The organism is Janthinobacterium sp. GW460-12-1-14-LB5, assembly GCF_059423585.1.
Window position 1 is genome coordinate 1 of the sequence record NZ_JBWKYD010000001.1, and the last position, 25,528, is coordinate 25,528.

Annotated in this window: 24 protein-coding genes and 1 tRNA gene; 9 read left to right on the forward strand and 16 right to left on the reverse strand. The window is 56.8% G+C overall.

What is annotated here, in order from left to right; genetic code table 11:
- Nucleotides 1-134: 134 nt before the first annotated feature.
- The 3 genes from AC07X6_RS00005 to AC07X6_RS00015 all read left to right on the forward strand — a co-directional run bounded on the left by AC07X6_RS00005 (nucleotide 135) and on the right by AC07X6_RS00015 (nucleotide 4,069).
- Nucleotides 135-1,373: a hypothetical protein gene (locus AC07X6_RS00005; protein ID WP_494789661.1), complete on the forward strand. Its 1,239-nt coding sequence runs from the start codon at nucleotides 135-137 to the stop codon at nucleotides 1,371-1,373.
- Nucleotides 1,374-1,463: 90 nt separating this feature from the next.
- A complete protein-coding gene (locus AC07X6_RS00010) occupies nucleotides 1,464-2,645 on the forward strand; it encodes a glycosyltransferase family 4 protein (RefSeq protein ID WP_494789662.1) in 1,182 nt (393 codons plus the stop codon).
- 185 nt (nucleotides 2,646-2,830) lie between these two features.
- Nucleotides 2,831-4,069, forward strand: a complete 1,239-nt coding sequence (locus tag AC07X6_RS00015) for a glycosyltransferase family 4 protein (protein WP_494789663.1) — start codon at nucleotides 2,831-2,833, stop codon at nucleotides 4,067-4,069.
- 725 nt (nucleotides 4,070-4,794) lie between these two features.
- Here AC07X6_RS00015 and rfbC read toward each other — a convergent pair.
- The 7 genes from rfbC to AC07X6_RS00050 form a co-directional block, all read right to left on the reverse strand.
- Entirely contained in the window at nucleotides 4,795-5,340 is a 546-nt protein-coding gene (rfbC, locus tag AC07X6_RS00020; protein ID WP_494789664.1) for a dTDP-4-dehydrorhamnose 3,5-epimerase, read from the reverse strand.
- Nucleotides 5,341-5,364: 24 nt separating this feature from the next.
- A complete protein-coding gene (rfbA, locus tag AC07X6_RS00025; RefSeq protein ID WP_494789665.1) occupies nucleotides 5,365-6,258 on the reverse strand; it encodes a glucose-1-phosphate thymidylyltransferase RfbA in 894 nt (297 codons plus the stop codon).
- A complete protein-coding gene (gene rfbB / locus AC07X6_RS00030) occupies nucleotides 6,258-7,337 on the reverse strand; it encodes a dTDP-glucose 4,6-dehydratase (protein ID WP_494789666.1) in 1,080 nt (359 codons plus the stop codon). The genes rfbA and rfbB overlap by 1 nt, the downstream gene beginning before the upstream one ends.
- 102 nt (nucleotides 7,338-7,439) lie before the next feature.
- The gene (gene wbaP / locus AC07X6_RS00035) at nucleotides 7,440-8,903 is read right to left on the reverse strand and encodes an undecaprenyl-phosphate galactose phosphotransferase WbaP (protein ID WP_494789667.1); all 1,464 of its coding nucleotides are present in this window, start codon (nucleotides 8,901-8,903) and stop codon (nucleotides 7,440-7,442) included.
- 77 nt (nucleotides 8,904-8,980) lie between these two features.
- Entirely contained in the window at nucleotides 8,981-10,399 is a 1,419-nt protein-coding gene (locus AC07X6_RS00040) for a mannose-1-phosphate guanylyltransferase/mannose-6-phosphate isomerase (RefSeq protein ID WP_494789668.1), read from the reverse strand.
- A gap of 252 nt (nucleotides 10,400-10,651) precedes the next feature.
- Nucleotides 10,652-11,008 (reverse strand): diacylglycerol kinase, encoded by a 357-nt coding sequence (locus tag AC07X6_RS00045; protein WP_230539131.1) that lies wholly within the window; start codon nucleotides 11,006-11,008, stop codon nucleotides 10,652-10,654.
- Between the two features lie 308 nt (nucleotides 11,009-11,316).
- The gene (locus AC07X6_RS00050; protein ID WP_230539130.1) at nucleotides 11,317-11,568 is read right to left on the reverse strand and encodes a hypothetical protein; all 252 of its coding nucleotides are present in this window, start codon (nucleotides 11,566-11,568) and stop codon (nucleotides 11,317-11,319) included.
- Between the two features lie 298 nt (nucleotides 11,569-11,866).
- Between AC07X6_RS00050 and AC07X6_RS00055 the strand changes: the two genes are divergently transcribed.
- The 3 genes from AC07X6_RS00055 to galE all read left to right on the forward strand — a co-directional run bounded on the left by AC07X6_RS00055 (nucleotide 11,867) and on the right by galE (nucleotide 13,887).
- A tRNA-Gly gene (locus AC07X6_RS00055) sits at nucleotides 11,867-11,940 on the forward strand.
- 92 nt (nucleotides 11,941-12,032) lie between these two features.
- Complete coding sequence (gene trmB, locus AC07X6_RS00060) at nucleotides 12,033-12,713, forward strand: tRNA (guanosine(46)-N7)-methyltransferase TrmB (RefSeq protein ID WP_494789883.1); 681 nt, start codon at nucleotides 12,033-12,035, stop codon at nucleotides 12,711-12,713.
- A gap of 154 nt (nucleotides 12,714-12,867) precedes the next feature.
- On the forward strand, nucleotides 12,868-13,887 hold the full coding sequence (gene galE, locus AC07X6_RS00065; protein WP_494789669.1) for a UDP-glucose 4-epimerase GalE: 1,020 nt from the start codon (nucleotides 12,868-12,870) through the stop codon (nucleotides 13,885-13,887).
- 16 nt (nucleotides 13,888-13,903) lie between these two features.
- Here the strand turns inward: galE and rfbD are convergent, their stop codons facing one another.
- The 9 genes from rfbD to gcvA all read right to left on the reverse strand — a co-directional run bounded on the left by rfbD (nucleotide 13,904) and on the right by gcvA (nucleotide 23,772).
- Complete coding sequence (gene rfbD / locus AC07X6_RS00070; protein ID WP_494789670.1) at nucleotides 13,904-14,776, reverse strand: dTDP-4-dehydrorhamnose reductase; 873 nt, start codon at nucleotides 14,774-14,776, stop codon at nucleotides 13,904-13,906.
- A gap of 238 nt (nucleotides 14,777-15,014) precedes the next feature.
- Nucleotides 15,015-16,301, reverse strand: coding sequence for a Glu/Leu/Phe/Val family dehydrogenase (locus AC07X6_RS00075; protein ID WP_034785857.1), 1,287 nt, complete (start codon nucleotides 16,299-16,301; stop codon nucleotides 15,015-15,017).
- A gap of 149 nt (nucleotides 16,302-16,450) precedes the next feature.
- Entirely contained in the window at nucleotides 16,451-17,431 is a 981-nt protein-coding gene (locus AC07X6_RS00080) for a LysR family transcriptional regulator (RefSeq protein ID WP_494789671.1), read from the reverse strand.
- Nucleotides 17,432-17,475: 44 nt separating this feature from the next.
- On the reverse strand, nucleotides 17,476-17,958 hold the full coding sequence (locus AC07X6_RS00085) for a hypothetical protein (protein WP_494789672.1): 483 nt from the start codon (nucleotides 17,956-17,958) through the stop codon (nucleotides 17,476-17,478).
- Nucleotides 17,958-19,781, reverse strand: a complete 1,824-nt coding sequence (recQ, locus tag AC07X6_RS00090; RefSeq protein ID WP_494789673.1) for a DNA helicase RecQ — start codon at nucleotides 19,779-19,781, stop codon at nucleotides 17,958-17,960. The genes AC07X6_RS00085 and recQ overlap by 1 nt, the downstream gene beginning before the upstream one ends.
- A 6-nt stretch (nucleotides 19,782-19,787) precedes the next feature.
- Nucleotides 19,788-20,633, reverse strand: a complete 846-nt coding sequence (locus AC07X6_RS00095) for an undecaprenyl-diphosphate phosphatase (RefSeq protein ID WP_494789674.1) — start codon at nucleotides 20,631-20,633, stop codon at nucleotides 19,788-19,790.
- A 156-nt stretch (nucleotides 20,634-20,789) separates the two neighbouring features.
- A complete protein-coding gene (locus AC07X6_RS00100; protein ID WP_494789675.1) occupies nucleotides 20,790-21,938 on the reverse strand; it encodes an MFS transporter in 1,149 nt (382 codons plus the stop codon).
- A gap of 33 nt (nucleotides 21,939-21,971) precedes the next feature.
- Nucleotides 21,972-22,742, reverse strand: coding sequence for a DeoR/GlpR family DNA-binding transcription regulator (locus tag AC07X6_RS00105; protein ID WP_494789676.1), 771 nt, complete (start codon nucleotides 22,740-22,742; stop codon nucleotides 21,972-21,974).
- Between the two features lie 97 nt (nucleotides 22,743-22,839).
- Nucleotides 22,840-23,772: a transcriptional regulator GcvA gene (gcvA, locus tag AC07X6_RS00110; protein WP_494789677.1), complete on the reverse strand. Its 933-nt coding sequence runs from the start codon at nucleotides 23,770-23,772 to the stop codon at nucleotides 22,840-22,842.
- 224 nt (nucleotides 23,773-23,996) lie between these two features.
- Between gcvA and AC07X6_RS00115 the strand changes: the two genes are divergently transcribed.
- From AC07X6_RS00115 to AC07X6_RS00125, 3 genes are read left to right on the forward strand one after another with little or no spacing between them, the layout of a single operon-like run.
- On the forward strand, nucleotides 23,997-24,770 hold the full coding sequence (locus AC07X6_RS00115; RefSeq protein ID WP_070220755.1) for an SDR family NAD(P)-dependent oxidoreductase: 774 nt from the start codon (nucleotides 23,997-23,999) through the stop codon (nucleotides 24,768-24,770).
- Nucleotides 24,771-24,830: 60 nt separating this feature from the next.
- The gene (locus AC07X6_RS00120) at nucleotides 24,831-25,112 is read left to right on the forward strand and encodes a hypothetical protein (protein WP_494789678.1); all 282 of its coding nucleotides are present in this window, start codon (nucleotides 24,831-24,833) and stop codon (nucleotides 25,110-25,112) included.
- A 51-nt stretch (nucleotides 25,113-25,163) separates the two neighbouring features.
- Entirely contained in the window at nucleotides 25,164-25,508 is a 345-nt protein-coding gene (locus AC07X6_RS00125; protein ID WP_070220483.1) for a carboxymuconolactone decarboxylase family protein, read from the forward strand.
- Nucleotides 25,509-25,528: the final 20 nt, after the last annotated feature.

Sequence of the window (25,528 nt, forward strand, 5' to 3'; positions counted from 1 at the left end):
GTGTTTACAGATAGTATTTCGTGGAAAATATTTAAAAGCGTTGATTGCGACAAGAGTGCGACGAAATATTAACATGCGAACTGAACGTGCTGAATTTTTAGAGGCGCCGCAAGATCAATATCCTGGATTTATCAATGATCAATATCTTTAGAAAAATACCCTTATCACCAAGAGAGTTGCTGTTATCTTCTCTGTTGTTGTTCGGTTTTTTGACGGTTAATTTTGAAATATTGCCTATGGGGGAATATCAACCAATTGTATTGATGGCCTTGGCGATAATGGCATTTTTGCAGGATGGTAAATTATCTTTTCGGCTAATGCTGGCAGCATCGGTCCTTTTGTTGATGGCGGCAATTGGCTTGGCATTCGGTGCTACCACTGATTTGGCATCCGCGCTGAAAATTTTTGTGTTGATAAGCTATATCCTTTTTGGCTGGCGACTAATTCCATTGTGCAATTCTTGGGTGATGCGCTGGGTTGTTATCTTATTGTTCTTTGTAATTATATGTGGACTACTTGCATCATCTCCAACACGCGCGGTATTAGGAGTATTTTTCCCCAGAGGGGCGATTTATTACTATGGATTTAACTCGTTTTTCTCCTCGGAACCTTCGTATGCTTCTTTGAATTTATTTGGTTTGTACATTATGTACTTATTGAATAGAACCCAAGATGAAATAAAAGATGGAGAAGGATTTTTGTTTGCATTAATTGCAATTTTGTTGGTGGCTACCCTGTCGATCACCGGAATTGTATTTTCCATGCTTATATTATTGAACCAGTTTTTAATGCACGGCGGGAAATCACGAAAATCAAAAATTATTATATATGTATTAATGATATTGACTGTTGCTGGGGTCTCTGCATTCATCATGTTTAAGGAAAATTCCAGACTGGGAGTTTTTTTCAATTTTGCACTTTCTGCATTTGATGGTGATTTTCTTGCAAACTGGTTGTTGCTTGAACCTTCTTCTGTCGTCCGTTTTGTATCAAACGCCGCTGGTTGGTATGAGGGGATAGGGGCGCATTTTGGTACCGGTACATTTGGTTTTGCCGGACCGTCATCAACAGTTTATCCAGACTGGCTGAGCAGTGCCTTCCGGTCCATTGATATTATCGACAAGGGATCTTCTGCGCAAACACCATTTTTTAATATAATTTTGTATGGCGGTTATGTAGGATTATTATTTTACTTCATAATTTTTATATTTATTTGTAGGCCGCTAATTGCCCTGCCGCGCGAGTTTCGATTATTGGTCATTGCTTTTCTTCTTATTTGTTCGTTGTGGCAAGCAGCAATTACATATCCATTTTATTGGCTTATCATTTCTTATCTTATACATCAAGGCTATGTTAAAAAAGATCATGGTTGATATTCAACTAGTCTGTTCTGTTTATGGTATGAGGCGGCATGAGTTCTTCGAGTACTTTAAAAAATATTGATATACTAAGAACTGAAAATAATGAAAAAAAAATGTCTTTTGATCCATAATGATATTTATAGCTTCGGTGGCGCGGAACTTTTCGCTATTCGCGTAATTAATACGCTAATGCGTTCTGGATATGACGTCGATGTCGTGCACTGTGGAGCTGCGCTTAACGCCAAAACGTTATCTGATTGGTCTGGTATTACTATTGATGAAAACCGTCTGAAAATAATACGGGCATTTCCATTTTTCCAGTCGCTTATCAAATCCCGAAAGGTATCCTTGCTACGATATGCGGTGGCATTACGGGCAGCAAAGTCATACGTATCACAATATGATCTTGTTGTTTCCAGCTACGGAGAGTTGACAGTCAGCGGCAAGAAAAATTTTCAGTTTATTCATGTGCCAATATTTTTTCATGATGCTGAAAGCTTGAGCTATCTGGGGGAACAGGCACACAAGTTGAGTCGCAGACTGGCACGCATGGTGTATGTGCAATCGTGTCGGTTGATTTCCGGTTGGAGTCGACAGCATGTGGAAAAAATTCCAGCCCTTGCAAATTCAAAGTGGACGATGGGGCAGGTGACGCGCCATTACCCTGGTATAGCGGTGGATTACACGTATATGGGTGCAAAGACAGAACAGTGCTTTACTCATGATGTGCTTGGCGGTTGGTGGTCGGCGCGTCGCGATACTGTCGTAGTGCTAGGACGTGTTGTGCCTGGAAAACGTATTGAGTTCGCTGTTGAGTTTGTTAGGAAAATAAGAGAGCGTGGTATCGCAATTGACTTATTGATTATCGGTCGTGCCGATCCTGCATATGCTGCAGATATTAACAAACTGATTGCAGATAAAAGTTATGTGGAGTGGAAGCAGGGGTTGAACCGTGAACAACTAGAGGACACGATCTCCTCTTGTAAATGGGGATTACATTGCGCCTTATTCGAGCATTACGGAATATCGGCATTGGAGTTGCAGCGCCTTGGGTGCTTGACTCTGGTACCTAACTCATGTGGGCAGGCAGAGCTGGTTGAGGATGTTAGATTTTCTTATCAAGGTATTGATGATTTGGTGGAGAAATTTTCTAATGTCTATTCTGACGAAAAACTGCAAGGTATTTTAAATTTGCATCGCTCAAAGAAAGTGTTGGAACATAACTTTACGCAGCATGATGAGTATATGCTAAATTATATAAAGGCGTTGGAAGAAGATTTTTGATGTTTCTTTGAAAATTATTATGTACTTTTAGTATTGTTTGTTTTTTTGCAATATGCATAATATTATATAATTGTTGTGGGATTTTTCAGAGGTTATCCTCTGGATAAGTCTTATTCGGTGCGTGTCTACATATGGGAAATGGAATGATTGTTATCTATTCCAGTTTTTTAGTAATAGGATTGTAAATGACGAAAGTCCTTTTTTTTACGACGATTGATCCATCACCTCGTAATAATGGCAAAAGTGTTGTTCTTTCAGGAATATTTGATTATCTGCAAGAGAGATACGGAAAATCGTTCAATGTGGTGGTGGTCGGGGAATCCCTTGGCGGAAATAAAATCATTTCAACGATTAAACGCCCATCATTGCTTTTTATAATTTTCAACCTGCTGAACCACACTTTATTGAGGCGTGTAAAAAGTATTCAGGAATGTTTTTTTTATAGTCGTAAAATTCGGGAAAGAATGCAGGATCTGATCGCTGAGTACAGGCCGGAGATGGTGATTTTTGATACTGTGCGGCTAGCACAATATGCGGGTAGCCTGCAATTTTCGGGTGCGCGCAAGGTTGTTTACCTAGATGACCTCTTTTCGCTGAGATATATGCGTATGGCTGCCTCCGATCTGAAATCGATCGGTGTATTTGGTAATTTTCAGAAAAACATACCTTCCTTTTTAAGATTTGCTGTTGATAAATTTGATCCATTGAAGAAATTTATTCTTAAATATGAAGCGAATATTATCGAAAATTCAGAAATCAAGGCTACTTCCGACTTCGATATATCGCTGTTGATCAGTTCCAGTGAAGTTGATTATTTCAAGAAACGTCATGGTGAGATGCGCCTTATGGCGATTCCGCCTTTTTTGCCGGCTACCGAAATTGTGGCGCGAAATTGGGATGGCAAGCCTAACTTCATATTTTTAGGATCGATGAATTTGCCGCATAATGCGGCGGGTTTGAAGGTATTTTTGACATCGGTGTTTCCAGAAGTATTAGTACAAAATCCCTTCGCGACATTGTCTATCATCGGAGGCGGGGTCACGGACGAACTTCATCAGTGTGGTCAACCTTTTGGTCCGGCAGTGAGGTTTCTGGGGCGTGTCGAACAGTTATCACCGCTGTTGTCTAACGCTTGCGCGTTGATTGCACCTTTAGCTTTTGGTTCGGGTGTTAAATTGAAAATAATTGATTCTTTGGCATGTTCTTTGCCAATTATTTCAACTGACATTGGTGTCGAGGGAATTGATTTTATTCATGGTGTACATGGTGAATTAGCCAATACATGGGATGATTTCAGTCAGTCTGTATTGAAGTTATGTGACCCGATAAAAAACAAACATTATTCTGATAATTGTAAAAAATTATTCGACGATATATACGCAAAAAAATCAATTTTTGAGAAGTATGATGAAATTTTTAGTTAATGTTAATCGTATTTTTCTTGTTTAAACAAGTGAAGTAACCTCTAAAACCAAGTGTAAAAACTACAGCGTGATCCATCAGCAACCGCGTGGCGACTCAAAAATGAACGGGTCGTCTGTTGCCAACCGCATCATTGGGCACGCTAGTAGCGCGCACTGGGTGTTCCGTGATCCCGGTCATGGAGCCACCATTCCATCACCTACAGCTTCTCAGCTGTGTTAAACGTGAACCGGAGACGCTGCCTAAGTCGATGGCTTACGACCCAGATTCTGTCCATTGACCGCAGTGTTACACGTTGCACTGGGGAACGCCTTTTCCAATCTAAACCGCGTCCTGCCAATATAGGAAGTTGTCTGACAAATTTATTGACGGCTTGATATTGGATTGCCGTGGTGGTGGCAATTAACCTGACAGGTTGAGTTGGCATCTATTTCGAGGGCGACGGAGGACAGAAAAATATACTAGTACTTAATGGATATTTTGCGCTTCTCGTCACTAGTTACGCATCGTGCATTGAACTGCATCACTATTGGAACGCGTCCCTGCTCAGCTTGATTGTGTGGTAACTGCGTGATTATTGATCCGTGATAGATGATGTTGCGGATGAGGTCCTGCTTGATTGACCGTAACCCGATTCCTTTGCTGCGACCAATCCCGATGGGCTTCTCGATAAACGCCGTACGGCTACGATGCCGAGTAGCGCTGTACCCCTGGACAGGTTTTCGACTCAGATAAATACGTCAGCGTTTGACAGGGGCGTTCCGACCCTGTCTTTGCCCGACAATAGCGGTTCGCCAGCGAGTGGCCAATCGATGCCAATGGCAGGATCATTCCACAGGATGCTGCGTTCGAATTCCGGTGCCCAGTAGTCGGTGGTCTTGTACAGAAACTCGGCGCTGTCGCTGGTGACCACGAAGCCGTGGGCGAAACCTTCCGGTATCCACAACTGGCGTTTATTAGCAGCTGATAAGGTCACGCCGACCCAATGACCGAAGGTCGGCGAACTCTTGCGCAGGTCGACGGCAACGTCGAACACTTCGCCAGCGGTGACGCGTACCAACTTGCCTTGCGGCTGCTGGATCTGATAATGCAGGCCGCGCAATACGCCCTTGGCCGACTTCGAATGATTGTCCTGCACGAAATCGCGCGTGACGCCGGTCAGTTCGGCAAAGCGCTTCTGGTTGAAGCTTTCGTAGAAAAAGCCCCGGTCGTCGCCGAATACGGTGGGCTCAAGGATCAGGACGTCTGGTATGGCGGTGGTTTGAATTTGCATGGTATGAAATGAGCCGTTCAGGCTTTAGTATATTTTTTCTTCGAGCAGACGCAGCAGATACTGACCGTAAGCGTTCTTTTTCAAAGGTTGCGCCAATGCCTCGAGTTTGGCGGCGTCGATATAGCCGCGACGGTAGGCGATTTCTTCAGGGCAGGCAACCTTCAAGCCTTGTCGGTTCTCGATGGTGGCAATGAATTGGCCAGCCTCCAGCAAGGATTCATGCGTGCCAGTGTCGAGCCAGGCCATACCGCGCCCCATCAGTTCGACGTTTAATTGCTCACGCTCCAGATAGGTACGGTTGACATCCGTGATTTCCAGCTCGCCACGTGGTGACGGGACGATGCTGGCAGCGATATCGCACACCTGGCTGTCGTAGAAATACAGGCCGGTGACGGCGTAGTTCGATTTTGGCTTGAGCGGTTTTTCCTCAATGCTGATGGCGCGACGTTGCTCATCGAAATCGACGACACCGTAGCGTTCCGGATCGTGTACGTGGTAAGCGAACACCGTCGAGCCGCTGGTACGTGCGGATGCCTGCCTCAATTGCGATTCGAAGTCGTGGCCGTAGTAGATGTTGTCACCCAGGATCAGGGCCGATGGGGCATCGCCAACGAATTCGCGGCCTATGATGAACGCTTGCGCCAGGCCATCCGGCGTCGGCTGCACGGCGTAGCTGAGCTTGATGCCCCACTGGCTGCCATCGCCCAGCAACTCCTGGAAGCGCGGCGTATCTTGCGGCGTGGAAATGATCAGGATGTCACGTATGCCGGCCAGCATTAGGGTGGTCAGCGGATAGTAGATCATCGGCTTGTCATACACGGGCAGCAACTGCTTCGATACGGCCATGGTGACGGGATACAGGCGCGTGCCGGAGCCGCCGGCCAGAATGATGCCCTTGCGTTCGATGCTTGCTCCCATTATTGCTGCTCCAGGGCCGTGTCGCGCGTCGCGTAGTTTTTCTCTACCCATTTCAGGTAGTCACCGGATTGGACGTCACGTACCCAGGCCTGGTTGTCCAGGTACCACTGCACCGTCTTGCGGATGCCGGTGGCGAAGGTTTCGGCCGGCTTCCAGCCCAGTTCGCGCTCGATCTTGCGTGCATCAATGGCATAGCGGCGGTCATGGCCAGGGCGGTCCTGCACATAGGTGATTTGTTCGCGGTAGCTGCCGGCAGCTTTCGGATCGAGCGTGTCGAGGATGTCGCACAGGGTATGCACGACTTCCAGGTTGGCCATTTCATTCCAGCCGCCCACGTTATAGACCTCGCCCAGACGTCCCGCTTCCAGGACGCGGCGGATCGCCGAGCAATGGTCGCCCACGTACAGCCAGTCGCGCACCTGCATGCCATCGCCATAGATAGGCAAGGCTTTGCCGGCACGGGCATTGCTGATGATGAGCGGAATCAGTTTTTCCGGGAAATGGAACGAGCCATAGTTGTTCGAGCAGTTTGTGGTGAGCACCGGCATGCCGTAAGTATGGAAGTAGGCGCGCACCAAGTGGTCAGACGCCGCTTTCGATGCCGAGTACGGGCTGTTTGGCGCATACGGCGTCGTTTCCGTGAATGGCGGGTCATTCGGTGCCAGGGTGCCATAGACTTCGTCGGTCGAGACGTGCAGGAAGCGGAAGCCGTCCCTGGCTTCGCCCGCCAGGCCGGACCAGTAAGCGCGTGCCGCTTCAAGCAGGCTGAAGGTGCCGTTGACGTTGGTCGAAATGAATTCGCCGGGGCTATGGATCGAGCGATCGACATGGCTTTCCGCGGCAAAATGCACGATGGCGCGTGGCTGGTATTCTGCCAGCAGGCGGGAGATATGGGCGGTATCGCAAATGTCGCCGCGTACAAAGATATGCCGCGGGTCTTGCTCCAGGCTGGCCAGGTTGCTGAGATTGCCAGCATAGGTCAGTTTGTCAAAATTGATTACGGGCTCATCGTTGAGCGCCAGCCAGTCGCGTACAAAATTGGAACCGATGAAGCCGGCGCCGCCAGTCACTAAAATCATGCTGTTATCCTTTTTTACTGGAATGCCCCCTCGTCGGCTGATCTCGAGCGCGAGAGTAGTCGGGCATTCATAAAATGCAACTATATCTGGTTGGCAATGTGATTAATACGCGCCATCTTTCTTGAAAATGACCTTGACCGTTTTCAGCAGGATGACAATGTCATTGAATAAAGACCAATTCTTGACATACCAGGCATCCAGATAAACGCGCGTATCATAGCTGACGTCGTTCCTGCCGCTGACTTGCCATAGGCCCGTGACCCCGGGTTTGGCTTCAAGATAATAGTCGACCTGGTTGCCATAGCGTTCCAGTTCGGCATCGACAACCGGGCGCGGACCGACCAGGCTCATTTCGCCTTTCAAGACGTTCCATAGCTGCGGCAGTTCATCGAGGCTGGTCCGGCGCAGGAAGTGGCCGATTGAGGTGATGCGAGGATCGTTCTTCAGTTTGAAATCACGGTCCCATTCGGCACGGGCTGCAGGATCATGCTCCAGTAGCTCCTTGAGCAAGACGTCGGCATTTACGGCCATGGTGCGAAACTTGTAGCAGAGAAAATGCTTGCCATTCTGCCCCACGCGTTTGTGGCCGTAAAAGATGGGACGGCCCGATGCCAAGACCTTGGCCGCAATCCACAGCAGGATGGGGGCGCCGACGATCATCACGGTGATCGACATCGTCAGATCAAAGCAGCGCTTAATCAGCTGCAAACCTGGTCGCGCCAGGTTGTTGCGCATGGTCAGCAGCAAGACTTCATGTGTAAAGAAATGGTTGACCTCCATACCGTACAGGGGCAGGCCGCGTACGGCTGGTACTACTTGCATATTGGCAACGCAACGGCTGACCTGCTGGATCATGCTTTGATAGGCATCGATGCCGCCTTGCTCCAGGGCGACAACCGTATGCGGGTCGCCCAGCAGCTTGAGTGTTTGTTCCGGGTTCTCACCCAGTTGAATGCAGGGCACAGATTGCTTGCTGCGATTGACATAATGATGCTCCAGACGGTCTTGGCCTTCCGGGATCAGGAACGCAATCAGGCGATAGCCCATCAATGCTTCCTCATCGAAGGCGCGTGCTGTTTGCAAGGCATTGTCACCCCATCCGATGATGACCATGGGGCGTATCCAGCCGCCCGCTTTCATCAGCAGGTATTTGACCAGGCCGCGCAGCAGCAACACACAGCACGGCACCAGCAGCCAGGTAGCCAAGAGTGCCTCGCGCGAGGAGTCGCGCTTGTCGAGAAAGACCAGGGCCGCGTCGATCAAGCCCATGACCATGGCGATCTTCAGTAGCTCCTTGATTTCATTCGAGTACGGACGGCGTTTGGCATGATGGCCCTTCAGTTTGAAGATAGCTAGGATTACCACGGATAGCAGGCTGTAACTGAGCAGGCGCGAGCTATCCAGTCCGAAGCTGTTCAAGTCCCCGGCATCGAGTGTCCATTTTCCAGCGAGCCAGAATGCCATGAACATGGCAAGTGCATCGGCAAAGGTGAGGAAATATTTTTCTGCCCTGTTGCTGCAATACCATTTCACTTCTGGTACAAAGATGCCTTCGATTGGTTTCATGATGACTTGCTAAACCTTATAAACTTCTGTGTGAACTCTTGCGGTGCCGCATGCATGGCGATTGTATGCCGACTTGCTCAAGCGCGGCCGTAGCGGTCTTCAAAGCGGACGATATCGTCCTCCCCAAGGTAGCTGCCCGATTGAATTTCAATCAATTCCAGCGGTAGCTTGCCAGGGTTGGCCAGAGAATGGACGACGCCGAGGGGGATATAGGTGGACTGGTTTTCGGTCAGCAAATATTCCTTGTCGCCATTGGTGATCTGGGCTGTGCCGGATACCACGATCCAGTGCTCGGCGCGATGGTGATGCATTTGCAATGACAACTTGGCGCCAGGTTTGACAGTAATCCGCTTGACCTGGAAGCGATCGCCCTTGCCTATGGAATCATAGGAGCCCCACGGACGGAAGACTTCACGGTGCATGGTGGCCTCGGGACGCTCCCTGGCAATCAGCTGTGCGACCATGGTTTTTGTCTGTTGTGCCTGATCCGCATCCATGACCAGCACGGCGTCGGCGGTTTCCACGATAACGGTATTGCGCATGCCGATGGCGGTGACCAGGCGGCTACTGCTGTGTACCAGGCAATCGTTGCAATCCTGGACCAGCACGTCGCCTTGGGTGCTATTCTGGCTGGCATCCTTTTTTGCCACGTCGAGTACGGCTTTCCAGGAACCGATATCATTCCAACCGGCATCAAGGGCGATGGTAGCCGCATGGCTGGTGCGCTCCATGACGGCGTAGTCGACGGCGATATCGGGGCTGGCCGCGTAGGCATCTTGGTCCAGGCGGATGAAGTCGAGGTCGCTTTTCGCGGCGCTGATGGCAGCGCGACACGCGGCCAGGACGGAGGGGTGGAAGCATTCCAGCTCCGCCAGGTAGCGGCTGGCGCGGAACAGGAACATGCCGCTGTTCCAGAAGTAATCACCGCTGGCGATATATTGTTCTGCAAGCGCCAAGGCCGGCTTTTCCACGAATTCAAGTACGCGCTGAACTTGCCCGGTTGCAGTGCCTTCGGTGCGAATATAGCCGTATCCTGTTTCTGGAGACGTTGGTGTGATACCGAAAGTCAACAAATTACCTGCCTCTGCAGCAGTACGCGCCAGCGCGATTGCTCGATGGAAAGCCGGGGTATCCAGAATGACGTGGTCCGATGGCAACACCAACAATAGCGGATCTTCGCCATGCTCCATCGCCTGCAGGGCGGCTGAGGCGATCGCCGGTGCTGTATTGCGGCGCATGGGCTCAAGTAACATGCGACTATGTTCCAGGCCGATTTCACGCACCTGCTCCGCGACAATGAAGCGTGAAGATTCGTTGCATACCAGTAATGCTGGCGACATATTGTCGATGCCGGCCAGACGCTGCAGCGTTTGTTGCAGCATGCTGCCCTGAGTCGACAAGCGCAGAAACTGCTTTGGGAATGCTTCGCGCGAAAGCGGCCATAAACGTGTGCCGGAGCCACCACAAAGAATTACCGGTAGGAGGGGAATAGTCATTTATGCTTCAATGTAAATAATATTGGATAGAGCTGAATGATTGGTCATTCGGCATCCACTAAAACTTGCCCGGATTGCCGCGCTCTTCAACAGGAGGCGGACATACATGCTGCCAAAAAATCAATGTTGCAAGCAGGGGCAGTATTTTAATGAATTACAGGAATCTTTGTATTTTCTCCCGACTCTATGGAATCTGAGAGGCAGGTATTCTAGCGCGTCCTGTATTGTAGTTTGCTCCCCCAGTATTCCCCCTTAGCACACAACGTTTTCAAGCAAAAAAGCAACAAACACGCAGATGGCACTGAGACTGAGAATGAGCACGGCGCCTGCGGCGCAATCCTTGACGGTCTTGATACAGGGATGGAGGGCCGGGTGGATATGATCAATCAAATTTTCGAGGGCGGTGTTGAAGAGCTCCGCCGCTAGGACCATGCCACAGTTGAGCAACAATAAAGCCCACCAGATCATGGCCGGTCGGTTCCAGGCCAGTACGATCAATACCATGAGGGCAGCAAGGCATTGCAGCCGGAAGCTCGATTCCATGCGGAAGGCGGAACTCAAGCCTTGCAGGGCAAACCCCATGCGTTTATGGAAAGGCTGGTTTTTCATTAACTATGCATGATTGGTCAGGGCGACTCATTTTCCTGACGACCGATGCTCTTTCTGAAAACAGATGCGTATCGCCCGCACATGGAGAGGACCAAGCATCAGGAATAGGAAAGGCTGGCGTTAACAGCGCGCGCATCATTGAAGAAAAATAAAAAGCCCGTTTTCAAGAAAATGAAAAGGGGCTTTTATCGAGGAAGTGGCGCTTTGTATGACAAGGCTTGCTTCTCGTGGGACCAGGCCAGCGTTGTGCGGCTTGACGTCAGCCCGGTGGCTTGGCCTTGTCTGTCTCAGCCAAAGGCATCAACAGATTACTTGGCGTGGCTTGGGGTCGTGTGCGCGGTGGTCGAGTCCGAGCTTGCTGCACCGGCCACAACGGCAACTGCTGCGCCGATGGCGATCAGGGCGCTCGTGCTCAGGCCGGCAACAGTGCCAGCTGCGGCGGCGCCAGTAGCGCCAGCTGCTGGTGCAGCTGCTGCTGGTGCAGGAGCTGGTGCCGATTGAGCCATGGCTTGTGCGGAAGCGAAGCACAGGATTGCCGAAGCGATCAGAATTTTCTTCATGGGATATCCTTTTAGGTTGAACAGCGGGAATGCTAAACTGTCACTCGATTGTAGCAACATTTCTTCGACTAGTCTGCGCCACACCGTTCAGGGCGACAATAATTTCTTTTATTTTAGCCGTATACCAGGCCATTCACTGCACCAAACTTCCCACGATGTTGTTCAGCATCAACAAAAACGTTGGCATGCCGATGCGAATTTAATATTTTTTATTAATTTCCGCAAGGATTGCTGATGAATTCAAAAGCGCCGCACAAGTTTGCCAAGTCCTTCCCATCCCGCGTAAAATGCAGGCTTCGCGGGTGTAGCTCAATGGTAGAGCAGAAGCTTCCCAAGCTTACGACGAGGGTTCGATTCCCTTCACCCGCTCCATTTTTCGCTGGCGCCTGGTTTTGTGCGGCACGGCCACTATTTTCTTCATTCCCATGTCCTCTGATATCCCAGCAAACGGCCCGGCGCGGCCGATGATGTACGATCCGACCGAACACCGCATCCGCAGCTTCGTGACCCGCGCGGGACGGCTGTCTGTCGCGCAGGCGCGCGCGCTTGAGACCTTGGGGCCGCAGTTCCTGTTGCCTTTCGCCAAGGAATCCATGGACTTCGAGCAGGTATTCGGGCGCAAGGCGCCGGTCATCCTGGAAATCGGTTTTGGCATGGGCGCGACGACGGCACATATCGCCAAAGCCATGCCGGAGAAGGATTTTATCGGCGTCGAAGTGCATACGCCGGGTGTGGGCAGCTTGTTGAAGCTGATCGGCGAAGAGTCGCTGTCGAATCTGCGCCTGCTGCAGCACGATGCCGTGGAAGTGCTGACGCACATGATCTCAGCCAATTCCCTGGCCGGTATCCACGTTTTCTTCCCCGATCCGTGGCACAAGGCGCGCCACAACAAGCGCCGCCTGATCCAGTCGCCATTCGTCAAGCAATTGACCGATCGGCTCGCGCCGGGTGGCTATCTGCATTGCGCCACAGACTGGGAAGATTATGCGGTGCAAATGCTGGATGTGCTGGGTGCCGAGCCGCAGCTGCGCAATAGCGCCGATGCTTATGCACCGCAGCCGGCGTATCGTCCGCTGACCAAGTTTGAAAACCGCGGCCTGAAGCTGGGCCATGGCGTGTGGGATCTGGTGTTCATCAAGAAGTAAATTTCTTTGGCGGTTTGCCCACCTGTGCCGTTTGCACGAGAACAAGCCTGCCGCGGTGACGCCGCAGGCTTTTTTCATGCGCACGCTAGCGTGCGCTGGCTAGGCAGGGCGCGGGAATTACGGTAGTCTTATCTTTTTTGCATTGAGTAATATTATGTCCAAGAAAATACTCGTGACCGGCGCATCCGGTTTCATCGGTTCGCATACCTGTGTCGAATTGCTGGCTGCAGGCTTTGAGGTCATCGCGGTGGATAATCTGTGTAATAGCGCGCGCGAAGCGATGGCGCGCGTGGAGCGCATCTCCGGTAAAAGCGTGCCCTTCTATGAAGCGGACGTGCGCGACCGCATGGCCATGGCGGCCGTCTTGCGCGAGCACGCCATCGATGCCGTGATCCATTTCGCCGGCTTGAAAGCCGTGGGCGAATCGGTGGCCCAGCCGCTGATGTACATGGACAACAATGTATCGGGCACCGTGGCGCTGCTGGAAGTGCTGGCGGCGGCGAACGTGAAGCGTTTTGTCTTCAGCTCGTCGGCCACCGTGTATGGCGATCCGGAAGCCTTGCCGATCCTGGAAACGTCGCGCCTGTCCGTGACCAATCCGTACGGCCGCTCGAAGCTGATGGTCGAGCAGATCCTGGCCGATCTCGTGCATGCCGACACGCAATGGCAAGTCGGTGTGTTGCGCTACTTCAACCCGGTGGGCGCGCATGCCAGTGGCCTGATCGGTGAAGATCCTGCCGGTATCCCGAATAACCTGATGCCCTTCATCGCCCAGGTGGCAGTGGGCCGCCGCGAGCGCCTGGCCGTGTTCGGCAACGACTACGCTACGCCCGATGGCACGGGCGTGCGCGACTACATCCACGTGGTCGACCTGGCGCTGGGCCATGTGGCGGCGTTGAACCGCCTGTTTTCCACCGAGGGCGGCTTTACCGTCAACCTGGGCACGGGACACGGCTATAGCGTGCTCGACACCGTGCGCGCCTTCGAGGCCGCCAGCGGCCGCAAGGTTCCCTATGGCATCGTGCCGCGCCGCCCGGGCGACATCGCCAGCTGCTATGCCTCGGCCGACAAAGCGAAGGAATTGCTGGGCTGGCAAGCGCAGAAAAATATCGACGACATGTGCCGCGACCACTGGCGCTGGCAGCATCAGAACCCGCAAGGCTATCTTGCCTGAGAGATGGCCGATGTATTCAGTTTTGGCACAGCAGTAATGCATCATGCCAGTTGGGTAAGCCGCAGAACGTCTCCATCAGTTTTTGCGACGACAGTACCGAATTGGCGGGTCGTTGCGCAGGAACCGGGTACTCGGACGCCAATATGGGTGTCAGCTGCGGCTTTTTCGTGACCGATGCATGGGCCATGATCGCTTCGGCAAAGCCAAACCAGGTGGTTTTTCCTTGTGCCGTCAAATGGTAGAGTCCGGAATGCTCGTCCCACCACGCTTGCTGGTCGGCGGCGGCCAGGCTCTGAGCCACGATGTGCGCGGTAGTGTCGGCGATGGTACGGCTCCATGTCGGAGCGCCGAATTGATCTGACACGATATTGAGCGCGTCGCGCTCCTGGGCCAGGCGGTGCATGGTGAGCAGGAAGTTTTTTCCATGCGTGCTATACACCCAGCTGGTGCGTAGGATAAGGTGGGTGACGCCTGTGGCTTGAATGGCTTGTTCGCCCGCCAGCTTGCTGCTGCCGTAAACATTCACCGGACAAGTAGGATCAGTTTCCAGATAGGCACTGTCCTTGCTCCCGTCGAACACGTAGTCGGTACTGTAATGTATCAGCGTGGCGCCAAGCTTTTTAGCCTCCTCTGCCATGACGCCAGGCGCTTCGCCATTGATGCGCAGTGCAAGTTGCGGTTCGCGTTCCGCCTGGTCGACTGCGGTGTAGGCGGCAGGGTTGACGATCAGCGTAGGTTTCACACTGCGAATGACGTCCCGTACCTGTTGCAGATTACTCAAATCCATTTGACTGCGATCAAGCGCGATGATCTCGCCCAAGCCTTGCAGGCTGCGTTCGAGCTCATAGCCAACTTGCCCGGTTCTTCCGGAGATTAAAATTCGGCTCATGAGTATTCCTGTTTATATTGGTGCCAATAGTATGCCTGAAGGCGACTCGATGGAGTGATTCGCCCGCCAGTTTTTCAGTATCTTGTCCGGTAAGCGTTGCCATGCGCTGCCCATAAAAAATCCCGCTCACACGCAAGTGTGGCGGGATTTTTTTACAGCGCCAATAACCCAATGGCGCCTGAAAAATGCCCAGGGCGAGGCGAAGCGACAACGCCCCAGGCTTTTTCTCAGGCAGCCATTATGGGTACAGGCCGCGCACTTCGCGCGCTTGCAGGACGCGCGTGCACGCCAGGATGAAGGTGGCGGTACGCATCGACACTTTCTTCTCTTGCGACACTTGCCAGACCGCGTCGAACGCTTCGCGCATGATGCGGGTCAGGCGGCTGTTGATCTCTTCTTCCGTCCAGAAGAAGCTCGAGAAGTTTTGCGCCCATTCGAAGTAGCTGACGGTCACGCCGCCGGCGTTGGCCAGCACGTCTGGCACGATCAGCACGCCGCGGTCGGTCAGGATGTCGTCCGCTGCCGGCAGGGTCGGGCCGTTGGCGCCTTCCAGGATGATCTTGGCGCGGATGACTTGTGCGCGTTCGGCCGTGATCTGCTGTTCCAGCGCGGCCGGGATCAGGATGTCGCAATCGATGCCCCAGAAATCTTCGCGCGGCACGAATGCCTCGGCGCCCGGGAAGCCTTCGACGCTGCCCACTTCGGCCACGTGTGCCAGCAGTTGCGGGATGTTCAGGCCGCCGGCGTGCACGACGGTGGTCTTGTGGTCTTGCACCGCCACGACTTTCGAGCCGGCTTCAGCGAACATGCGTGCAGCGACGCCGCCCACGTTGCCGAAACCTTGCACGATGACTTTCGCGCCTTCGAGCGACATGCCGACCTTGGCGGCCGCATCGCAACCGACGACGAACACGCCGCGGCCCGTCGCATCGCGGCGGCCCAGGCTGCCGCCCAGCGAAATTGGCTTGCCCGTTACCACGCCGGTCGACATATTGCCGCCGATCATGGCATAGCTGTCCATCATCCACGCCATGACTTGCTCATTCGTGTTGACGTCCGGCGCCGGGATATCCTTGTTCGGTCCGATGATCATGCTGATCTCGCTCGTGTAGCGGCGCGTCAGGCGTTGCAGTTCGTTGCGCGACAGGGTCTTCGGATCGACACGGATACCGCCCTTGGCGCCGCCGTATGGCACGTTGACTGCTGCATTCTTGACCGTCATCCAGGCCGACAGCGCCATCACTTCCGACAGGGTCACGTCCTGGTGGAAGCGCACGCCGCCTTTACCGGGGCCGCGCGACAGATTGTGCTGCACGCGGTAGCCTTCGTAGTGGGCAATGGTGCCGTCATCGCGCTCGATCGGCACGTCGACCGTCAGGATGCGCTTTGGACGCTTCAGCGTTTCCACCCAGCGTGACAGGTTGCCCAGGTACGGCGTAACGCGGTCGATCTGCTCGAGGTAGACGCCCCATGGGCCAAGGTCTTCAGGATTGAGGTAGGAAGGAAGTGCGTGCTTGCTGGTCATGCTTGATAAGCTCCTGGACAATACGAATACGTTAGAGGCACAGCCGAGATGCAGCTGCGCGCAGCGGAACCGCATCGTAGGCGATAGCCTCATGCCCCGGCCAATGCTTTGTGCGCATCCGGTTATGCATTTATTGCATAGATTGGAGGTCAGGATGGAATTGTGGTGAAGGCTGCACGCCGGCGTTTTTTTCCGCCGCGCGCGGCGCTTTCCTGCGCCTGCACCAGGTATTGCCACAGGCTTTCGACGATCTGCTTGCCGGGACGCAGGCTGGACGGGCGTTCGCGGTACAAACGGATTTCCAGTTCGATTTCCCAGCCTGGCGCGCCGCCGTCGGCGCGCGCCAGGTGCTTGTATTTGACGTCGCGCATGACTGCCGATTCGGGCAGGAAGGCGATGCCGCGCCCCTCCAGCGCCATCATTTTGAGGCCTTCGGCCATGTCCGTTTCGTAGCAGGTTTCCAGGAACAGGGGTGCCTTGGCGTCGGCCACCAGCAGTTCCACCATGCGTCCCAGGTAGGCATTGCTGGTGTAGGAGAGGAAGGGCAGCGGCTCCTTGGCGCTGCCGGGCAGGACGAAGTCCGGCACCTTGTCCTGGCCGCAGCGCGCATACGCGCGCACGGTTTCGCGGCCCATCACCAGCATGTCGTAGCGGCCCGGATCGAGCTGCACCGGCTGGCGCGGATGGTGATAGCACAGCAGCAGGTCGCAGCCGCCGTCGACCAGCTGCAGCACCGCGTCGTGCACGTTCAGCGCCATCAGGCGGCTGTTGATCGGTGCAAAACCGTCTTCCAGTGCCGTCAGCCATTTCGGCATGAAGGTCAGCGACAGGGTATGCGGCACGGCGAAATCGACGCTCGTTTGCGTGGCCGCCCGCTTGCCGCGCAACAGGGCGCGCACGCCATTGATTTGCCCCAGCATTTCCAGCGCCTGCTCGTAGAACACGGCGCCGGCCGGCGTCAGCCGCGTCGGGTACGAGGTACGGTCGACCAGATCGATGCCGAGCCAGTTTTCCAGCGACTGGATGCGCCGCGAGAAGGCCGGCTGGGTGACGTGGCGCAGGGCCGCGGAACGGCTGAAATTATGCGTTTCAGCGAGCGAGATGAAGTCTTCCAGCCATTTGGTTTCCATCGCGGCGGCGTTCCTTTATCAAGGGCAGGGGCAAGATGACGTGGTCAGGGCGTATCGGGCGATGCCGCCGGCTGGTACAGGGCGGCGGGCAGGCCAAAGAAGGACGGCGGGCCCAGGGTCGTGCCGTCGAGCGAGCCGCCCGCGTTCAGGGCCTTGTTGATGGCCGACAGCAAAGAGCTGCGGTCGGCGAGATTTTTTATCAGGGCGCGCGGGCCGTTGTGGAAAGTATGCTGGGCGATGTCCGCGGCGACGACAAAGATCGGTTCGCGGCGCAGGGGGAACTCCACCCACTCGCCATCCTCGTCCTGGGCGCAGAAGGTGCCGGGCAAGGTCATGTTTCCGGCACCGGGAAGGTGAGAGGCCAGCACCAGGCCGAAGGCTTCCGGCACCACGTCGGCCAGGCGGCGCACCGTCAGGTCGTCGCCGACCAGGGTACGGACTTGCGCTTCCACCGCGTCATCGGCGTCGGGCTGGGCGCCGAGGATTTTCACGGCCTGGTAAATCAGGTCCGGCGAGAGTGCTTCCATTAAATCATCTCCAGGATCATGGCGACGATTTCGTCGCCGTACGAGGCCAGTTTTTTCTCGCCCACGCCGCTCACGCCGCGCATCTGTTCCAGCGAGGTGGGCTTGGCCTTGGCGATTTCGCGCAGGGTGGCGTCGACGAAAATCACGTAGGCGGGCACGTTGTGCGTGCGCGCCGTCTCCACGCGCCACCAGCGCAGCTTGTCGAAGATCGCCTGCTCGCTGGTAGACAAGTCCGTCTCGACATAGCCTTTTGCCACGCTGGTGCTGCGCTTGCTGGTTTTCACCGGTTTCTGGTACTGGCGCAGCTGCACTTTCTGGCCGCCCTTGAGCACGGGGCGCGAGGCGTCCGTCAGTTTCAGCGAGCTGTATTGTTCATGGTCGACCGAGACGAGGCCGAGCGCGATGGCCTGGCGCAGAATCGATTTCCATTCCGCCTCGCCCAGGTCCGAGCCGATGCCGAAGACGGACAGCGAATCGTGGTGCCAGGTCTTGATGCGTTCCGATTCCACGCCGCGCAGCACGTCGATCACGTGGCCGCCGGCGAAGCGCTGGTCGACGCGGTAGATGGCCGACAGCAGTTTTTGCACGGGCACCGTGCCGTCAAACGACACGGGCGGCACCAGGCACGTGTCGCAATTGCCGCACGGCGAGGCCGGTTCGCCGAAGTATTCGAGCAGGCGCATGCGGCGGCAGCTGAGCGTTTCGCACAGGCCCAGCATGGCGTCGAGTTTCACGCCCAGCACGCGCTTGAAGGTGTCGTCCGCTTCCGATTCGTCGATCATGCGCCGCTGCAGCACCACGTCCTGCAAGCCGTACGCCATCCAGGCGTTGGCGGCCATGCCGTCGCGGCCCGCGCGCCCCGTTTCCTGGTAATAGCCCTCGATGCTTTTCGGCAGATCGAGGTGCGCGACGAAGCGCACGTCGGGCTTGTCGATACCCATGCCGAAGGCGATGGTGGCGACCATGACGATGTTTTCCTCGCGCAGGAAGCGCGCCTGGTTGGCGCTGCGCTTGGCGTACTCCATGCCGGCGTGGTACGGCAGGGCGCGAATGCCGCTCTGGTTCAGAAATTCCGCCGTCTCTTCGACCTTTTTGCGCGACAGGCAGTACACGATGCCGCAGTCGCCCGCGTGTTCCGTGTTGATGAAGTCGAGCAGCTGCTTGCGGCCGTTCGCCTTTTCCACGATCTGGTAGCGGATGTTTGGGCGGTCGAAGGACGAGACGAACTGGCGCGCGTCTTCCAGCTGCAAACGCAGGGCGATTTCGGCGCGCGTCTGCGGGTCGGCCGTGGCCGTGAGCGCAATGCGCGGCACGTCCGGGAACTGCTCGTGCAGCACCGACAGCTTGATGTATTCGGGACGGAAGTCATGACCCCACTGGGCCACGCAATGCGCCTCGTCGATGGCGAACAGGGAGATCTTCGAGGCCTGGAACAGGTCCAGGCAGCGCTGCGTCATCAGGCGCTCGGGCGCCACGTAGACGACGTCGATGGCGCCCGTGCGCACCAGGCGCTCGATGCGGCTCGCCTCTTCGTAGGTTTGCGTGGAATTGAGGAAGGCGGCGCGCACGCCGACTTCCTCCAGCGCGTCCACCTGGTCCTGCATCAGGGCGATCAGCGGCGAGACGACGACGCCGACGCCATCGCGCAGCAGGGCGGGAATCTGGTAGCACAGCGACTTGCCGCCGCCGGTGGGCATCAGCACCAGCGCGTCGCCGCCATGGCTGACGTGGTCGACGATGTCGGCCTGCTGGCCGCGGAAGGCCGGGTAGCCGAAAACGGTCTGCAGCAGGTGCAGCGCGCGCTGGTTAAGATCTTGATTCATAGTGCCTTATTCTGCCCAAACAACCCAGCCGTAGTGGGCGCTGGCCAACACCAGCAAGCCGAACACGATGCGGTACCAGGCAAAAAACGTGAAGTCGTGCGAACTGATGTAGCGCAGCAGCCAGCGCACGCACAGGAAGGCGGAGATGAAGGCGGCTACGGTGCCCAGGCCGAACAGGGGCATGTCGGTGGCCGACAGGATGTCGCGCGCTTTATACAGCGAGTAGAAGGTGGCCGCCAGCAGGGTCGGGATGGCCAGGAAGAACGAGAATTCGGTGGCTGTCTTGCGCGACAGGCCCAGCAGCATGCCGCCGATGATGGTCGAGCCGGAGCGGCTGGTGCCGGGAATTAGCGCGAACGCTTGCGCGCAGCCCACCTTCAGGGCGTCGAACGGCGTCATTTCATCGACCGAGTTGACGCGCACGGTGACGGGATTGGTGCGCGCGCGGCGCTCCACCAGCAAAATCACGATGCCGCCGATGATGAAGGCCATGGCGACCGGTACTGGCTTGAACAGCGCATGCTTGATCATCTTGCCAATCGCCAGGCCGATGATGGCCAGCGGCAGGAAGGCGATGGCCACGTTCAGCACGAACTTGCGCGATTTGGCCTCGGTGCTGAAGGTGGTCAGCACGCTGCCGATGCGCTGGCGGTACTCCCAGCACACGGCCAGGATGGCGCCGGCCTGGATGGCGATCTCGAAGACATCCATGACTTCTTTCGAAACATCCTTGGTAAAGTCGAGCAGGCTGCCGGCCAGGATCAAATGACCCGTGGAGGAAATCGGCAAGAATTCGGTAAAGCCTTCGACCAGCCCCATGATGATGGCTTTTAACGCAAGAATGAGATCCATAGATGTATACAAGGGTGTAATTGACAGGATGGGGTGACCGCGTGGCGCCAGCAATGTGCGCGGGGTCGAAGCTTACCATGCCGGAGGCCCGTCGAGCCGATTTGGGCGCTGGCGGGCAGCGGTTTTTTGCCGCTGCCCGCCAGGTAAGGGGAGAGTTCAGGAAGCCTGTTTTGCCGGCGCGGCCAGGCGCGCGCTGGCCGCCACCAGCAGCAGGGCGGCGCCCAGCATGGCGAAGGCGATATTCAGGCTGGTGGCGTGCGCCACGAAGCCGATTACGGCCGGCCCGGCCAGGATGCCCGCATAGCCGATGGTGGTGATGGCCGCCACCGCCAGGCTGGCCGGCATGGCGCTCTGGTTGCCCGCCGCCGTAAACAGGATGGGCACGATGTTTGCGGCGCCCAGGCCGATCAGCACGAAGCCGGCCATGGCCAGGCTGGCATGCGGCGCCAGCACGGCCAGGAAAAAGCCGCTGGCCGCGCACAAGCCGCCGAAAGTAAGCACCCGCTTTCCGCCAAAGCGGCTGACCACCTTGTCGCCCGTGAAGCGGCCCAAGGTCATGGCGATGGCGAAGGCGGCGTAGCCGAGGCCGCCCTTGGCTTCTTCTACGCCGCGCGTGGTGGTAAGGAACAGGGCGCTCCAGTCGAGAATCGCGCCTTCGGCCAGGAAGACGATAAAGCACAGCAAGCCGATGAAAATGACGGCGCCGTGCGGCATCACGAACAGCGGCGTCTTTTCGCCGGAAGCGGACGCCGTCGGCAGCAGATGGCCTTGCGCAGCGCCCAGCACGCCGCACAGCAGCAGCATCACCACCGCGCACGACCAGGCCGGCGTCAGGCCCAGCCACAGCAGCAGGGCCATGCAGGCCGCGCCGGCAAAGCCGCCCACGCTGAACCGCGCGTGAAAACCCGACATCATGGCGCCGCCGTTGGCTTTTTCGATGATCACGGCCTGAATATTGATGGCCACGTCAAACGTGCCCATGGCCGCGCCGAACACCAGCAGCACCAGGCCCAGTTGCAGCGGCGTGGCGGCCAGCGCCAGGCCGGGCAGGATGGCGGTCAGCAGCAAGCCGGCGCTGCAGATGACCTTGCGGCAGCCGAAGCGTGCCGTGAGCATGCCCGTAAACGGCATCGCGCACAGGGAGCCGGCGCCCAGGCACAGCAGCAGGATGCCCAGGGTCGCTTCATCGAGGCCCAGGCGCGACTTGGCGTAGGGAACCAGCGGGGCCCAGGCGGCCATGCCGAGGCCTGCGGCGAAGAAGACCAGGCGCGTAGCGCGTTGTTGCAGGGTGCCGGTAAGGTGCATGGGGAAGCTTTTCAAGAATCGGGGTGGATAAAATCAGGCGCGGGCGCGCAGCACTTGCACGCCCAGCCGTTCAAAGGCGGCGATGTGGGCAGCGTCGGCATCGGCTTCCAGCACCAGATGCTGCAGCAATCCAGTCGCCAGCACGCCGAACGGTGCGGCAGTGCCCAGTTTGTCGCTGGTGAGGGCCGCGACGACGGCCTTGCTGGCGCCGGCGATGCTGCGCTTGAACTCGGCCTCGTCGTAATTGAACGCCGTCACGCCCGCGTCCGCATCGGCGCCGCAGGCACCGAGGAAGCACAGGTCGGGATGCATGCGCTCGACCGTGCGCAGCGCCTGCGGACCCAGGCTGGCGCCGGCGCGGCGGTCGACCCTGCCGCCGGCCATGATCAGCTCGATTTCGGGACGTTCCATCAGGGCCATGGCAATGGATGGGGCGTTGGTGATGACGGTGAGCGCCAACTGCGGCAAGGCGCAGGCGATGGCCAGATTGGTCGAGCCCGCATCAAGAAACAGTACCTGACCCGTGCGCACGAGTGACACGGCGGCCTGCGCCAGGCGCGCCTTGCGTTCGGGCGCTTCCTGCTTGCGCTGCGTCAAGGTACCGCCGTCGGGCGCCAGCGGCAGGGCACCGCCATACACGCGCTGGCACAGGCCGGCCGCCGCCATCTCGCGCAAATCGCGCCGTATCGTGTCTTCGGAGACATCGAGCTGGCGCGCCAGGTCCAGCGCCAGCACGCGGCCGTCGGCATGCAATTGTTGCTGGATCAGCGCGTGGCGTTGTTTGAGAAGCAGGGTGGCGGACATAGGTTTTAATTAAAACGTGCAGGAATGTGCATGAATATACGCAAACGTGCAAACGCGGTCAATGCTTATCTGCGCGTCACGGCGGCCAACGGCTGGCTTACCGTGCAACCGCAGCGGCCTGCTTGCCTGCCTCTTCCAGCAGCCAGCCGCGAAAGGTGGCCAGGCGCGGCAGGCCTGCGGACTCCGGCCGGTAGACCACGTAGTAGGCCAGCGGCGAAAGAAAAGTCATCGCGCCGCACAGGCGTACCAGCCGCCCGGAGGCGATATCGTCATGCGCCATCACGCTGCGCGCCAGCGCCACGCCATGGCCCTCGGCCGCCGCCTGCAGCACCGCCGCCGAATTGTTGATCTTCATGCCGCGCGAGGCGGCGCTATCGCGCACGCCCGCCTTCTGCAGCCACGCTTCCCACGTTGGAAAATCGCCATGGCCATCCATCGACAGGTCGTGAATTAGCGTTTGCCGCGCCAGGTCGGCCGGCTGCCGCAATGGCGCATGCTGTTGCAGAAACGCGGGCGAACACACGGGATAGACTTCTTCATCCATCAATTTGTCGGTGCTCAGTCCCGGCCAGTTGCCGGTGCCGTAGCGCACGCCGATATCGATGCGTTGCGAGACGAAATCGACGGGCTTCAGACTGGTATCGAGCCGCACGTCGGTTTCCGGGCAGACCGATTGAAAGCGTTCAATCCGTGGCAACAGCCACTTGGCGGCGAAGGCGGGACTGACGGTCACCGTCAGCACCCCGTTGAGCGAACCTTCCTTGAGCCTTTCCAGACCCAGCAGCAAGCGGTCAAAGCCGGCGCGCAAATCCGGCAACGCGCGCTCCGCGGCCTGCGTCGCCACCAGCCGCGTCTTGCCCGCCGTGTGCCGATGGAACAGCGGCGCGCCCAGCCAGTCTTCCAGGGTGCGCACCAACTGGCCCACGGCAGCGGGGCTGACGTTGAGTTCAGCGGCGGCGGCTGAAAAGCTCTGGTGGCGGGCGCTGGCTTCGAATGCCCGCAAGGCGTTCAGATGGATCGGTGTCTTCATGATTTTCTTCCATGGTGTCGCGTGATTGTGCGTCTCTGCGTGCCTATTTTAGTCACTCCGCAGCCGTACCACTAAAGATTTTCTTTCAATGACTGACATTTAATCTGGTTTGTTCCCGTTCGCCGCCAAGCGCAGAATGCATTGCATCGCGGCAGTACACAACTGCCCGGAAGTTTTTCTTCAACAGCGCCTGCCTGGACGGCGGGCATAGGAAAGGAATGAAAATGAGCAAGCAATTCGAAGGCAAGAAACTGCTGGTCGTGGGTGGCACCAGCGGCATGGGTCTGGCGACGGCACGCGTGGTGCTGGAGCAAGGCGGCAGCGCCGTGATCGTCGGCCACCGCGCAGAGAAAACCGAAGAGGCGCGCAAGGCATTGTCGGCGCTCGGCACGGTGTGGGCGGTGACCGCCGACCTGTCGAGCGACGCGGGCCTGGCCGCGCTGCTCAAAACGCTGGACGAACAGCATGCGGACATCGATCTGCTGGTCAACGCGGCCGGCGTGTTCTTCCCCAAACCGTTCCTCGAACACGGCGCCGCCGACTACGACCAGTATATGAATCTCAACAAGGCCTTGTTCTTCATCACGCAAAAGGTGGCCGCGCACCTGGTCGCCGGCGGACGCCCTGGGTCTATCGTCAACATCGGCTCGATGTGGGGCAAGCAGGCGATCGCCGCCACGCCATCGTCGGCGTATTCGATGGCCAAGGCCGGCCTGCACTCGCTGACCCAGCATCTGGCGATGGAACTGGCATCGAAGCAGATTCGCGTCAACGCCGTCTCGCCAGCCGTCGTGCAGACGCCGATCTACGAAGGTTTTATTCCGAAGGCGGAGGTCCATGAGGCGCTGCAGGGCTTCAACGGTTTCCACCCGATCGGCCGCGTGGGCACGCCGCTGGACGTGGCGGAAGTGGTGGCGTTTCTGCTGTCCGACAAGGCCGCCTGGGTGACCGGCGCGGTGTGGGACGTCGATGGCGGCGTGATGGCCGGCCGCAACTAAATACCTGGGGCAAGCCCGCCTTGCCCGCCTTTTCTTCACCTGATCATCAAGGAGCATCGCATGGCTTATCTGCAAATCACCCTCAAGATCGCCAACGCCAACCGCGCCGCGGCGGCTGGCGTCTATCAGCAGTACAAGACGCCGTTCCTGGCCGGCATCGCGGGCGCGCAGTCGAAGCAATTGCTGATCCGCGAGGAAGACGTGCAAGTGCTGCATGGCTTCGACAGCGTGGGCAACGCCAATGCCTATCTGCAAAGCGCGCTGTTCAACAGCGACGTGGTGGTGGCGCTCACGCCGCTGCTGGACGCGGCGCCCGACGTGCGCATTTATACCGTGGCGTAAGCGGGCACCCGCCCGCTGCTACCTACTATTCCCTTTTTTGGAGCAAAAATCATGATGCAAGACTGGAACACCTACCGCGACTCCCTGCTGGAAAAAGTCGGCGATTACGCCGCGCAGAGCCCCGACGTGATGCGCGGCGTGATGGCCATCGACGGCGCCGCCGCCAAGACCGGCCACCTGGCGCCGAAGATCCACGAACTGATCGCGCTGGCGGTGGCCATCACCACGCGTTGCGACGGCTGCATCTCGGTGCACACGAAGAAAGCGGTGGAAGCCGGTGCGACCCTGGAAGAAATTTCCGAAGCGCTCGGCGTGGCGATCGCGCTCAATACGGGCGCCGCGCTGACGTATTCGGCGCGCGTGATGGAAGCCTACCAACAGCTGCCGAAGCAGTAAGCGCTGGCCGTTTTTTCAAC